This is a genomic window from Dyella soli, assembly GCF_054482295.1.
This window is the reverse complement of record NZ_JBTFFU010000001.1, coordinates 92,101-104,125: the sequence shown is the minus strand read 5'-3', so window position 1 is coordinate 104,125 and position 12,025 is coordinate 92,101. Positions and strand designations below refer to the sequence as shown.

At 66.7% G+C, this 12,025-nt stretch carries 13 protein-coding genes; 5 read left to right on the top strand and 8 right to left on the bottom strand.

Going from position 1 to position 12,025, the window contains the following annotated elements:
* Window positions 1-17 precede the first annotated feature (17 nt).
* Window positions 18-482, top strand: coding sequence for a DUF1203 domain-containing protein (locus tag ACXU4B_RS00560; protein ID WP_131406738.1), 465 nt, complete (start codon window positions 18-20; stop codon window positions 480-482).
* A gap of 6 nt (window positions 483-488) precedes the next feature.
* On the opposite strand, the gene ACXU4B_RS00555 is transcribed toward ACXU4B_RS00560, so the two are convergent.
* Window positions 489-869 (bottom strand): DUF423 domain-containing protein, encoded by a 381-nt coding sequence (locus ACXU4B_RS00555; protein WP_131406736.1) that lies wholly within the window; start codon window positions 867-869, stop codon window positions 489-491.
* A gap of 82 nt (window positions 870-951) precedes the next feature.
* Here ACXU4B_RS00555 and ACXU4B_RS00550 point away from each other — a divergent pair, with 82 nt between their 5' ends.
* Both ACXU4B_RS00550 and ACXU4B_RS00545 read left to right on the top strand, forming a co-directional pair.
* Window positions 952-1,569 (top strand): SCO family protein, encoded by a 618-nt coding sequence (locus ACXU4B_RS00550; protein ID WP_131406734.1) that lies wholly within the window; start codon window positions 952-954, stop codon window positions 1,567-1,569.
* The gene (locus ACXU4B_RS00545; protein WP_131406732.1) at window positions 1,566-2,060 is read left to right on the top strand and encodes a copper chaperone PCu(A)C; all 495 of its coding nucleotides are present in this window, start codon (window positions 1,566-1,568) and stop codon (window positions 2,058-2,060) included. The genes ACXU4B_RS00550 and ACXU4B_RS00545 overlap by 4 nt, the downstream gene beginning before the upstream one ends.
* Before the next feature lie 50 nt (window positions 2,061-2,110).
* Here the strand turns inward: ACXU4B_RS00545 and ACXU4B_RS00540 are convergent, their stop codons facing one another.
* From ACXU4B_RS00540 to ACXU4B_RS00510, 7 genes are all read right to left on the bottom strand, one after another.
* Window positions 2,111-2,992, bottom strand: a complete 882-nt coding sequence (locus tag ACXU4B_RS00540; RefSeq protein WP_131406730.1) for a cytochrome c oxidase assembly protein — start codon at window positions 2,990-2,992, stop codon at window positions 2,111-2,113.
* Window positions 2,993-3,103: 111 nt separating this feature from the next.
* Window positions 3,104-4,999, bottom strand: coding sequence for a GldG family protein (locus tag ACXU4B_RS00535; RefSeq protein ID WP_131406728.1), 1,896 nt, complete (start codon window positions 4,997-4,999; stop codon window positions 3,104-3,106).
* Window positions 5,000-5,002: 3 nt separating this feature from the next.
* Window positions 5,003-5,737: an ABC transporter permease subunit gene (locus ACXU4B_RS00530; RefSeq protein WP_131406726.1), complete on the bottom strand. Its 735-nt coding sequence runs from the start codon at window positions 5,735-5,737 to the stop codon at window positions 5,003-5,005.
* Window positions 5,734-6,669: an ABC transporter ATP-binding protein gene (locus tag ACXU4B_RS00525; protein WP_131406724.1), complete on the bottom strand. Its 936-nt coding sequence runs from the start codon at window positions 6,667-6,669 to the stop codon at window positions 5,734-5,736. Before ACXU4B_RS00525 ends, ACXU4B_RS00530 begins: the two co-directional genes overlap by 4 nt.
* 169 nt (window positions 6,670-6,838) lie before the next feature.
* The gene (locus ACXU4B_RS00520; RefSeq protein WP_131406722.1) at window positions 6,839-8,179 is read right to left on the bottom strand and encodes an SRPBCC family protein; all 1,341 of its coding nucleotides are present in this window, start codon (window positions 8,177-8,179) and stop codon (window positions 6,839-6,841) included.
* 213 nt (window positions 8,180-8,392) lie between these two features.
* Window positions 8,393-9,034 (bottom strand): response regulator, encoded by a 642-nt coding sequence (locus ACXU4B_RS00515; protein WP_019464490.1) that lies wholly within the window; start codon window positions 9,032-9,034, stop codon window positions 8,393-8,395.
* A gap of 114 nt (window positions 9,035-9,148) precedes the next feature.
* Window positions 9,149-10,375 carry a sensor histidine kinase gene (locus ACXU4B_RS00510; RefSeq protein WP_131406720.1) on the bottom strand — a complete coding sequence of 409 codons (1,227 nt, stop codon included), beginning with the start codon at window positions 10,373-10,375 and terminating at the stop codon, window positions 9,149-9,151.
* Window positions 10,376-10,583: 208 nt separating this feature from the next.
* Between ACXU4B_RS00510 and ACXU4B_RS00505 the strand changes: the two genes are divergently transcribed.
* Complete coding sequence (locus tag ACXU4B_RS00505; protein ID WP_131406718.1) at window positions 10,584-11,204, top strand: GNAT family N-acetyltransferase; 621 nt, start codon at window positions 10,584-10,586, stop codon at window positions 11,202-11,204.
* Window positions 11,205-11,212: 8 nt separating this feature from the next.
* Window positions 11,213-11,983 (top strand): septum site-determining protein MinC, encoded by a 771-nt coding sequence (gene minC, locus ACXU4B_RS00500; protein WP_425481342.1) that lies wholly within the window; start codon window positions 11,213-11,215, stop codon window positions 11,981-11,983.
* Window positions 11,984-12,025: the final 42 nt, after the last annotated feature.

Below are 12,025 nucleotides of genomic sequence, written 5' to 3'. Positions count from 1 at the left end.
GTCCAGGAGCCCAAGCCATGCACTTTCGCATCTCCGGTCTGCCGGCCGAACCCTTCGCCGAGTTGTTCTCACTGTCTGACGCGGCGCTCGCCGCCCGCCAGGCGATGCGCACGGTGGCCGACAAGCCACACGCCTACCCTTGCCGTATCAGCCTGACCGATGCCGAACCGGGCCAGGCGGTGATCCTGCTCAACTACGAGCACCAGCCGGCGGACTCGCCGTTCCGCGCCAGCCACGCGATCTATATCCGCGAAGGCGAACGGCAATTCGACGAGGTCGACCAGGTGCCCGACCAGTTGCGGCGACGCCTGCTTTCCGTGCGTGGCTTCGACGAACGCGGCCTGCTGCGCGATGCCGACGTCGTGCCAGGTACCGCCCTCGAGCCCTTGCTCGAGCGGCTGTTCAAGGACGAGGGCACGGCCTATCTGCATATCCACATGGCCCGCCCCGGCTGCTATGCGGCGCGCGTGGACCGCGCCTGAGGACGTTCAGCGCGGATCGCGCGCGGCCAGCGCCGTGCCGAGCGCGATCCAGCCGACGATGAAGGCCACGCCGCCCAGCGGCGTGATCGCGCCGAACCAGCGCGGCGCACCCAGCGCCAGCGCGTAAAGGCTTCCGCAGAAAATCACGATGCCGCCGGCGAAGGCGGCCAGCGATACGCGCCGGGCCAGGCCGTGCGCCGGAACGATGGCCACCAGGGCCAGCGCCAGCGCGTGCCAGAAGTGGTAGCCCACGGCCGTGTGCCAGAGCTCGGCGCCGCGCACATCCAGCACATCGCGCAGGGCATGCGCGCCGAACGCGCCGAGCAGCACCGCGCTGGCACCGGCCAGGCCAATCAACGCGCCGACGGCAGGGGCAGTTTGTCGCATCGCCGGGTGTTCCTCCGCTCGCCTGGCGCCGGGCGGGCGGCCAGTGTCGTATTCTTGAGAGATGACTCCTTCCGATTCTCGCATGAAGCTTCCCCGCATCCGCCGCATCGCGCTGCTGCTGATGCTGGTCCTGGGCACCTTGCTGGTGGCTGCCTGCGACCGCGGCAGTTCGGCCCAGTGGCGACTCACCGACGTCAGCGGCCACATGCCCGACCTCGACTTCCGCCTGGTCAACGACCAAGGCAAGCCGGTCAGCGGAGCTGACTACCGTGGCAAGGTGGTCCTGCTCTACTTCGGCTACACGCATTGCCCGGATGTCTGCCCGCTGACGCTCGCCCAGCTTCACGTGGTGATGCAGCGACTGGGCCCGCTGGCCGACGGCGCGCGCATCCTGTTCGTGAGCGTGGATCCGTCCCGCGACACGCCGGACGTGATGCACGCCTACGTCAACGCTTTCGACCCCCGTGCCGTGGGCCTCTCCGGCGCGCCGCGCGAGATCGAGGCCTTGAGCAAGCGCTACCGTTCGGCGTTCACGCGCGAACCGGACAAGGGCGACGGCCAGTACGAGGTGAGCCACAGTTCGGCCATCTATGTGTTTGACCGCAACGGCAAGGCTCGCCTGCTGTCGACGCCCGAAAGAACCCAGGACGACCTCGTCCACGACCTCCACCTGCTGCTCGGCACGGGAGCGCCCGCATGATCTGCCGCCGTCACGCCATCCGATGCATGCCCCTGCTGGTTGCCGGCCTGCTGCTTGCAGGCGGCGCGCAGGCTACCGAGGCGGAACACATCCGTGCGAGCCAGGCATGGCTGCGCGTGCTGCCCGGCGACCTGCCCGCCGGTGCGTACGTGACGCTGGAGAACAGCGGGGACCAGCCGGCCAGCCTGCGCGGCGCCAGCAGCGCGAGCTATACCAGCGTCATGTTGCACAAGAGCAGCACCGAAGGCGGCATGGGCCGCATGAGCATCGTGGAAGACCTGCCCATTCCCGCGCATGGCAAGGCCGCGCTGGCACCCGGCGGTTACCACCTGATGCTGATGAAGGCCGCGGCGCCGGTGAAGCCCGGCGACAAGGTGAAGCTGATCCTGCGCTTCGGTGACGGCAGCACGCTGGCAACGGACTTCCTGGCGCGGCCGGCGAACGCCTCCGGCCCGGACGACGCGGCCGCCGCGCAAGACCACGGCCACTGAGCGGCCGCCTGCGCTCCCCGCGCGGCGGCGGCAGGGCAGACTCCGTCGCGTCAGTCGCGCGCCGCCTGCTGCACCGGCGCAACCGCCGTGCCACGACGCGTCGGCCACGGCTTGCGGCGAATGCGCCCGCTGCGTGACAGCCGCAACCATTGGCGCATGGCCAGCAGTCCACCGATCGACTCGATGATGGCCGCCGGCACCCACATGATCACGCCGCCGACCAGCTGTGCCGTGAGCACGTTGAAGGTAAACGCGCGGCCACAGACTTCGAAGATGGGATAGAGGTCGGTCTTGGAGAACGTGACGATGGCGCCGGCAACGATCTGCGGCGTCATCGTGATGCCCGGCGACAGCACGCGAAGGCCCGGCGTCATGCGACCCGGCGGGCGCGGCCTGTGGTCGAGCACCAGCCACCAGTAGCTGAAGCCACTGACCAGCATCGACCAGTTCATGAAGCGGTAAATGCGCCAGTCCAGCATGGCCAGCGTCTGCATCGACGGCACCAACCAGACCAGGATCAGCGCAACGAACAGGATCGTGGCCACCGCCGGATTGAGCAGCACGCCACTGGCCAGGCGCCATGGCCAGGAGCGCAGCACCGGCTGCAGCAGGCGCAGGCGCCACCGCAACGGCAGGCCCTTGCGCAGGACCGTGCCCGGATAGGACGCGATGATCAACAGCGGCGCCAGGTGGTGCAACAACACCTGCTGGATGCGATGCATGAAGAATTCATGCTCGAAGAAGTAGTCCAGATAGGTGTGCAGCGACACATAGATGATCGTCATGCCGACCCAGAACGCCAGCTGGCGGGCAAGGCTCACCCGCAGCCGCCGCGCGCCGCGCGCATAAAGCACGCCGCACACCACGAAGGTCAGCAGGAAAACCCAGGAAAACTCCCAGGGCACGATCCACTTGAGTACGCTTGCCATCATCGATCAGTTCCGGGCCGGCACGCCGGCGACCGCACATCATAGTTCCTCGCGGCCACCAGGCCTGCCCGCCCCCGCTGCGTCACAACACCGCCCACGAACTTGCGTCCCAGCTCAGGTGCGACGCCGGCTGTGGCGCGAGCGGCGCCAGCCGTAGAGCAGGCCGGCCAGGATCACCAGGCTGGGCATCAGCACGATATTGATGAACTTCAGGCGCAACCCCAGGGCATCGATCTCGGCATTGAACTGATGCTGCACTTCGCGCAAGGCCTTGTTGATCTCGAGCTGTCGCTGCAGGAACTGCTCGATTTCGGTGCGCTGCTCGGTGCTGACCGTGTCGCCCCGCCCTGTTTTCGCCGGCTGCAGCTCGCTCAGCCGGTTGCGGGTGACCGCCAGCTCGCGCTGAAGCTCCTGCTTCTTCGCCAGGTATTTCTGGTCGGCCGCGCTTTGCAGCGCCAGGACGCGGGTGAACGGCCGCTGCGAGCTCACCCGCCCGTGGATCGACAGCAAGGCCGACGAGCCGCTGAGGTTGTCGGCGATATTGGTGATCAGGTCGCCGTTGTTGGCGATCGCGCTGAGCTGGGGCTGGCCCAGCAGGCTCTGCGTATAGGACACCCACAGGCGATCACTGAGCAGGTCGGTATCCGCGACCAGGATCACCTCGGTGTTGGCTCCCGAACTGGCCAGGTGCCCGGCCTGGGCCGCGCGCTCCGGGAAGGCGCTGGGAAACTGCCCGTGCAGTCGCGCGGCAATGACGTAGTGGGCATTGTCCGCCTTGTAGTTGTCGAGCAGCCCCGTCGGATTGCTGATGGACTCGCGCACCCGCTCGCTGGTCACGACCTCGGCATCGGTCGTGGTCTGCATCAGCGGCTGCAGGCGCGACGTGGCCCCCGGCGCCAGGTCGAAGTAACCGGTGCTGGAAACATTGACGCGCTGCAGGCTGGCCGTGATCACATCGTTGCGATTGAGCTCCTGCTGACCCAGCCCGAGCATGGCCGGATGATTGGCCGAGCTGTTGTCGGCCAGTTCGATGCGCAGCGCGCGGGAGCGATCGAGCACGACCTTCTGCGGGTCGTACAACACGCCCCACGCCGCGAACAGGCGCTGCAGGTCCGAGTTGTGGTCGTCGGTGGCGCCGCTGCTGTCCACGAACGGCGTATTGTCCATCTCCGCCACGGGATCGACGAACACCACCAGGTGGCCGCCGCGCAGCACGTACTGGTCGATCGCGTACAGCGCATCGGCCGACAGGCGCTTCGGGTGGATCACCAGCAGTGCCTGCATGTCGGCGTCGACACCCTTCAGCTTCGACGCATCGAGGGTCTTGACCTCGAACTGCTGGCCCAGCTGGCGAATGACCGTCCAGGGTTCCTCGCCGATCACCGGGTTGCCCTGCACCGGCAGGCTGCTGATCAGGCCGATTCGCGGCTTGGACGGCTGGTCGAGTTCGTACAGCAGCTTGGCGATGTCGTACTCGAGGAACGTCTCGCGCGAGGGATCGAACAAGGGGATCGCCAGCGTCTTGCCGGGCAGGTGCTCTTCTCCGTCGGCATCCGCCTCGGCGTTCGGCGGCAGCGTGCTGCCGACCAGGCCGAAGAACACGCGTTCGCCGTTGGTGCCGCCGTTGATCGGCGTCAGCCCGTAGCCTTCCGCGCTGGCCTCGTCGTCGGAGTACGGCACCGGGTCGACGATCTGCAGGCGCAGCCGGCCATGGGAGCGCGCCACCATCTCCTGCAGCATCTCGCTCACCCGCTGCTCGTAGCTGCGCAGTTGCGGCAGGTCGCGCGTGGCGTGGTCCGAGAAATAGAGCGTGAGCCTGAGAGGCGCGCGCAGCTTGCCGACGATCTGCGCCGTGCCGGGCGTCAGCGTGTAAAGCTTGTCGGCGGTGAGGTCCACCCGCGCCACGCGCAGCCAGCGACTGCTGCCCAAAGTGATGGCGACGAAGGCCACGGCCAGCACGACGAGCGCGGACAACAATACGGTGCGGCGGCGAAAGTGAATGCGCACCATGGTTCAGGGCGTCCGCTTGAGATCGAGCACCAGCACGCCCGCGGTCAGCCAGGCCGCCATGCTCAGCACGAAGTACAACAGGTCGCGCAGGTCCAGCACGCCGCGCGAGATGGCCTCGAAGTGCCGCAACATGCTCAGGTGCGCCACGGCGTTGACCAGCTTGCGCGGCAGCGTGCCCTGGAAGAAATCCATCACCTGTGGCTGTCCCGCCAGGATCAGCAGGAAGCACACCACCAGCGTGAGCACGAACGCCACGACCTGGCTTTGCGTCACCGCCGAGAGGCAGGCGCCGATCGCCAGGAAGGCACCGGCCATCAGCCAGCTGCCCATGTAGCTGGCGAGAATGACGCCGTTGTCCGGCGAACCGAGGTAGTTGACGGTAATCCAGATCGGAAACGTGAGCACCAGGGCCAGCCCGATGAACAGCCACGCCGCCACGAATTTGCCCAGCATCGCCTGCGCCAGCGTGAGCGGCAGGCTCAGCAGCAACTCCAGCGTGCCGCCCTTGGCCTCCTCCGCCCACATGCGCATGGACACCGCCGGGACCAGCACGAGGTACAACCACGGATGCATCACGAAGAACGGCTGCAGGTCGGCCTGGCCGCGCTCATAGAAGTCGCCGGCATAGAACGTGAGGATGCCGGCCAGCACCAGGAAGATGACCAGGAACACGTACGCCACGGGCGTCACGAAATAGCTGCGCAACTCGCGCCGCGCGACCGCCGCCACCGGGCTCATGCGCCACCCTCGACGCCCGCGGTGGTGATGTGCCGGAACACCTCGTCGAGACGGCCACGCTCCAGCTGGATCTCGGAGACTTCCAGGCCCTGCTGGCGCAGCAAGGACTCGACCGGTTCAAGAATGCGTTCGCCCGCCTTCGGGAAAACCGTGATGCGGCCGTCCAGCGGATCCACTTCGATCGATGCGACCTGCGGCAGGCGACCCAGCATTTCCTGCGACACGCCGCTGCCGGGCGCGCTGAACGACACGGCGCCGTGATAGCGCGAACGCGCTTCCAGTTCCGCCGGCGTGGCATCCGCCAGCAGCCGGCCGTTGGCAATGATCACGACCCGGTTGCACAGCGCGTGGACTTCTTCCAGCAGGTGGGTGGAAATGAGGATGGTGCGATCGCGTGCCATCGCGTCGATCAGCTGCCGCACGGTGTGCTTCTGGTTCGGATCGAGGCCGTCCGTCGGCTCGTCCAGCATCAGCACCTGGGGGTTGTGCAGGATCGCCTGCGCCAGGCCGACGCGACGGCGCAGCCCTTTCGACAAGGTATCGATGCACTGGTCCAGCACGCTTTCCAGCTGCAGGCCGCCCACCACCAGTTCGAAGCGGCGGTAGCCCGCATCGCGGCGCAGGCCGCGCATGCGAACGATGAAAGTGAGGAACTCGCGCACGGTCAGTTCGCCATAGCTCGGCGCGCCTTCAGGCAGGTAGCCGAGGGCGCGCTTGGCCTTCAGCGGCTCCTTGCGCACGTCATGGCCGCAGACCCGCGCGGTGCCCGAAGTCGGCTCGAGGAAGCCGGCGATCATGCGCATGGCGGTGGTCTTGCCGGCGCCATTGGGACCGAGCAGGCCCAATACCTGGCCTGGCTCGGCGCGGATGCTCAGCGCGTCGACCGCGGTCAAGGCGCCGTAGCGCCGGGTGAGCTGTTCGGTTTCGATCATGTCCGGTCGAGGCAAGGGGCGGGCTGGCGCAGCAAGCGTGCCGCCGGTTGGTCCAGCGAGGTCGACCCGCAATGTAACCGAAAAGTTCGCCCGTGCCGGGCGATGCCATGGCAGAAATGAAAAGGCCCTTCACGGGGAAGGGCCTTCTCGAGGTGTTGCCGTGGACAGCTTACTGCGCGGTAGTGGCAGCGCTGGCCGGGGCAGCGGCGGTACCGGCGGCGGCCGGGGCCTGCTCGGTGCCTTCATCCAGGGTCGGCGGCTTGATGCCCGCTTCCTGTTCCGGGGTCTGCTCCGGAGCCCAGGTCAGCGGCAGGTAGACGTCGTACTCGTCGAAGGTCTTCTCGTTGTCGCCCTGCTTGACCTTGATGTCGTAGAAGCGGTTGACCACTTCGTCGAACTTGTAGCCATGGGTCTGCGAGTAGGCCTTGAGCAGGTCGCGGGTCTGCGGCACGCCAGCGGCGGTACCGTTCCACACGGCCTTCAGCGCCGGGCCACCGAAGGCCAGGAACGCACGGACGTTGTTGTCGACGATCAGGCGGCCAAAGCGGTCATGACCACCCGGGGCATTGTTGTCGGCGTTGCCTTCGGCGGCATTGGCGCTGCTGCTGGAGGCAGCGGCAGCGGCCAGGTCCGGGGCCTTGGCCGCGGTCAGTTCGATCGACTGGCCGCCCACGTTGAGGCTGGTCGCGCTGATCGGCAGGGCCACGTCGAAGGTATAGGTCTGGTCGCCGTAGCTGGTGGTGTAGATGATGCGCGGACCCACCACGTTCACGCCAAGCTTCTTGGCGGCAGCCTGGATCTCGGCGACGGCCTTGTCGGTCGCGTCATTGAGGGCCTCGAGGCCACCCTTGCGCTCGATCGACGAGGACACCAGCAGCACCGGCGTCGCCTGCGTCTGCTCGACGTACGGGATCAGCTTGGTGTAGTCGACGTTCTGCACCGACGCCAGCACGTTCTGCAGGTTGTTCAGGGTGAACTGGATGAACGAATCCGGGTCGCCGTGAATGTACAGGCTGGAATAGCGGTTGATCAGGTTGAAGCCGTAGGCGACGTCATACGACCAGGTGATCTTGGTCAGCTGGCCACGGCTGCCCTGGCGCTCCAGGTCAAGCGTGAAATGCTTGTCGTTGCCGCGCCAGTCGTTGTCGAGGTTCCACACGATGGTGGACTTCTTGGCGGTCGAGTCGATCTTGTCGAAGCTCGGATCGGCCGAAGCGATCGTCAGCTTGCCGTTGCCGACCTTGTCGTCCTGGCTGGTCCAGCTCAGCTCGGCACCCGGGCCGTAAGGCTTGCCGGAGAAGTCGAACTTGATGTTCCGGTCGTACTCGCGCTGCACGGAATACTCCGGGAAGCGACGGAAGTTGCTCAGCACGTCATAGACCTGACGCATGTCCTTGCCGACGACCAACGACCTTTCCACGTGGCCGTTGCCAGGCATGACCACGCCCACGACCACCGCCACGACCACGACGATGATCAGGGCAACAATAAATTCAAGAACACGCATCATTCCAGGGTTCTCCGCACGTCTCTCTGTATACGGCACAAGGCAGTCGCCGGAGACCGGCCCGCCACGGGAGATTCCCGAAGAATCGCTTCATGACAGGGGGTCGGCCGGCGCCGAAGCCACCGATGGTACTTGCTCAGGCGCAGGAACGCCATCAGGCCGTAAAGGCGGCTCTACCGGGGCCCCGGGGGCCGCCCCGGGCGGCTCCCGGGCGGGTCAGACGATGCCCAGTTCCAGCGCCTTCAGCACTGCACGGGTACGGTCGCGCACGCCCAGCTTGGACAGGATGTTGGACACGTGGTTTTTCACCGTCCCCTCGGCCACTTTCAGGGAGTTGGCGATCTCCTTGTTGCTGTAGCCCCCGGACAGCAGGCGCAGGATCTCGGTCTCGCGCTCGGTCAGCGGGTCCGGCTGTTCCAGGCTGGTGAACTGGTTCTGCATGCGGCCCACCCCGGCCAGCAGCCGCTGGGTGACCATCGGCGCCACCAGCGAGCCCCCGGCCGCCACCGTGCGCACGGCCTCGACCAGTTGCTCCAGCGATACATCCTTCAGCAGATAGCCACGCGCGCCGGCCTTCAGGCCCTGCAGCACCAGCTGGTCGTCATCGAAGGTCGTGAGGATGATGGTGGGCGGCAATTCGTTGCGCGCGGACAGCGCCTGCAGCACTTCCAGGCCACTCATGTTGGGCATGCGCAGGTCGAGCAGCACGACATCGGGCTTGACGCGCGGAATGTCCTGCACGGCCTGGGCACCGTCGGCGCACTCGGCCACCACACGGATGTCCTCCGCCAGGTCCAGCAGTGAACGGACACCCTGGCGCACCAGGTTCTGGTCGTCGACGAGACAGACGGAAATCATCGCGGATCCTCGGAGCGGTTGTAGCCCACCGGCCATGCAGGCGGGCAACGGGGAAGAACGATGCGGCTATCCAAGCAGTTCATTTTGGCATGACCCATCGATCAGGCGTGAGAGCTAGCGCATGCCCAGCGCCGGCGGCTCGAATCGGGAGGGGGTATGGGCCAGTTCCGGCACCTCGCCCAGCGGCAGCCGCACCGTGAGCGCAAAGCCCTGGCTGACCTCCAGGTCCACCGTGACGCTGCCGCCGAACTCGGCCAGGCGTTCGCGCATGCCTGACAGGCCATTGCCCGGGCGGAAATTCGTGGCGCCACGGCCGTCGTCGCGCGCCGCCAGTTCCAGCAGGTTCGCGTTGACATAGTCGAAGTGCAGCCACAGGTTGCGCGCACCCGCATGCTTGGCCGTGTTGGTGATGATCTCCTGGGCGCAGCGCAACAGCACCTGGGCCCGGCGCGGGTCTTCCACGCTGAAGCGCGGCGGGGTTTCCACATGCACATGCAGTCCCGGCACGCCTTCGATCAGGCTGCGAAACGCCTGGGTCAGGTCGATGGCGTCGTCCTGGCGCAGCTCGCTCACCACTTCGCGCACGTCCGATAGCAGGTGCTTGGCCGTGGCCTGCGCCTTGAGCACATGCTCGGCGGCCTGCGGGTTGGTGAGGTGGCTGGCCACTTCCAGGTTGAGGCTCAGCGCCGTGAGGTGATGCCCGATCAGGTCGTGCAGGTCGCGCGCGATGCGCATGCGCTCGGCGATGCGGGTCGACTCGGCCAGCAGCGCACGGGTGGCGCGCAGTTCCGAATTGAGCCGGCGCTGGTCTTCCCGGGCATCGGCCTGCTGGCGCGCCACCAGCGAGGCGACGAAGCCCAGGGCCGCAAAACCCATGTAGATGCTGGCCTGGAACAGGCCCCAGATGAAGCTGTAGTTCAACTCGGGGAAGGTGGAAAACACCGCCGCCAGCGCAAGGTTCCAGGTCAGCAGCCACACCACGCTGAGCCAGAACGGCACCAGCCAGGGCAGCACTACCGAGGCCACCACCATCAGGATCGCCGACAGGCCGCTGTGGCTGTACCAGCCCACCGCCAGCGTGGAAATGGTCATCAGCGTCAAGCCGACCAGGCGCGTGCCGAGGTTGCGCCGGGTGGTGCCCAGATTGCTGGTCAGCAGCAGGTACAGCACGCCGAACAGCAGATAGGACAGCGTCCACAGCAGCAGCGCGAAATTCGGCCGGTTGAGCTGGTCCAGCCGTTCGGCGGCCCAGCTCGTGATCAGCGGCATGCCGGAGCAGAGGTAGGCAAAGAAGCCGGTCAGGCGCAGCAGGCGGATGTGATCAATATTGAATCTGGGCATACCGGCATCATTAGCCACCGCTCAACTTGGTGCAATGCGTGAGAAGTCATTGCCCTGCCCCTGCCGGAAGCCATGCCGGCTGGCGCTTTACAAACGTTTTACATGGTGCGCCGTGATATGTGTGGCCGTCGGTCGCATGCCATAATGCCTCCGTCACGCGGGGCCGACAGTCGGTCTTGTCCTCGAACCACACAAAGCGGAGCAACGAATGGCCCTTGCCATCCGCGACGTGCGAGAGCACGACCTGGATGCCGTACTGGCGCTCAACAACGCCGCCGGCCGCACCATCCTCGCCCTTGACGCGGCTCAGCTGCGCTATTTCTACGACCATGCGGACTATTTCCGCGTGGCCGAGATCGATGGCCATCTCGCCGGGTTCCTGATCGCGCTGCGCGAAGGCAGCGATTACGACAGCCCGAACTACCTCTGGTTCGGCGAGCACTACCCGCAGTTCGCCTATATCGACCGCATCGTCATCGCCAACGCCTATCGCCGCCATGGCCTGGGTCGCATCTTCTATTGCGACGTCACCAGCTATGCCGAAGTGCGCGTGCCGTTGCTGACCTGCGAGGTGTTCCTGGAACCGCGCGACGATGTCGTGGTGTTGTTCCACGGCACCTACGGCTTCCAGGAAGTCGGCCAGCAACGCATGGGCGCCACCGGCCCGCAGGTCAGCCTGCTGGCCAAGGACCTGCCCAGCTATACCTTCGTGCGCGAGACCTACCTGGACCACGGCGGCCTGCCGCCCGAGCCCTGGCTGGCCGAACGCGAACGCCCTTTCCACCCTGATGCTCCCCAGCGTCGCCTCGCAGGAGACCGGCGCCCGTGAACGCCCGAATGGATACACAAGACGCCTGTGACCTGCGTTTCGGCCAGGTCGGTATTGCCAACGTGCGCATCCGCCGCGTCGACGCCGCCGCACTCTGCGAGGAACTGGAGCGCCGCGTGCGCGCCGCGCCGCAGTTGTTCTCGCGCGCTGCGGTGGTGCTCGACCTCAGCCATCTGATGGACCTGCCCGATGACGGCACGGTCGACGCCCTGCTCGAGGCCGTGCGCAGCGCCGGCATGCTGCCCGTGGGCCTGGCCTACGGCACCAGCGACGTCGAGGCGCTGTCCCGGCGCATGGGCCTGCCACTGATCGCGAAGTTCCGCGCCGCGTACGAGCCCGCCGATGGCGGCAGCATCGCGCCGCCCGCGGCGCCCGCGGCCCCGGTGGCGGCCGAGCCGCCGCGCCGTGCCGAGGCCGTGCGCAGCGAACCGGCCCCGGCAACCACCCCGGGGCTCGGCGCGCAGCATTTTGACGGCACCGTGCGCTCGGGCCAGCAGATCTACGCGCGCGAGCGCGACCTGGTCGTCACCGGCACGGTCGCCAACGGCGCCGAAGTCATCGCCGATGGCAGCATCCACATCTACGGCCACCTGCGTGGTCGCGCCATGGCCGGCGCCCAGGGCGACGAGAAGGCGCGGATCTTCATTTCCGACTTCCGCGCCGAACTGGTCGCCATCGCCGGCCACTACCGCGTGTTTGAACAAATTCCGAAAGACCTGGAGGGCCACTCTGTGCAATGCTGGCTCGACGGTGAAAAATTGCTGATCGCACGTCTGTGACGAAAGCCTAATTACTACAAAAGCAAGATGCGGGAGATGAGC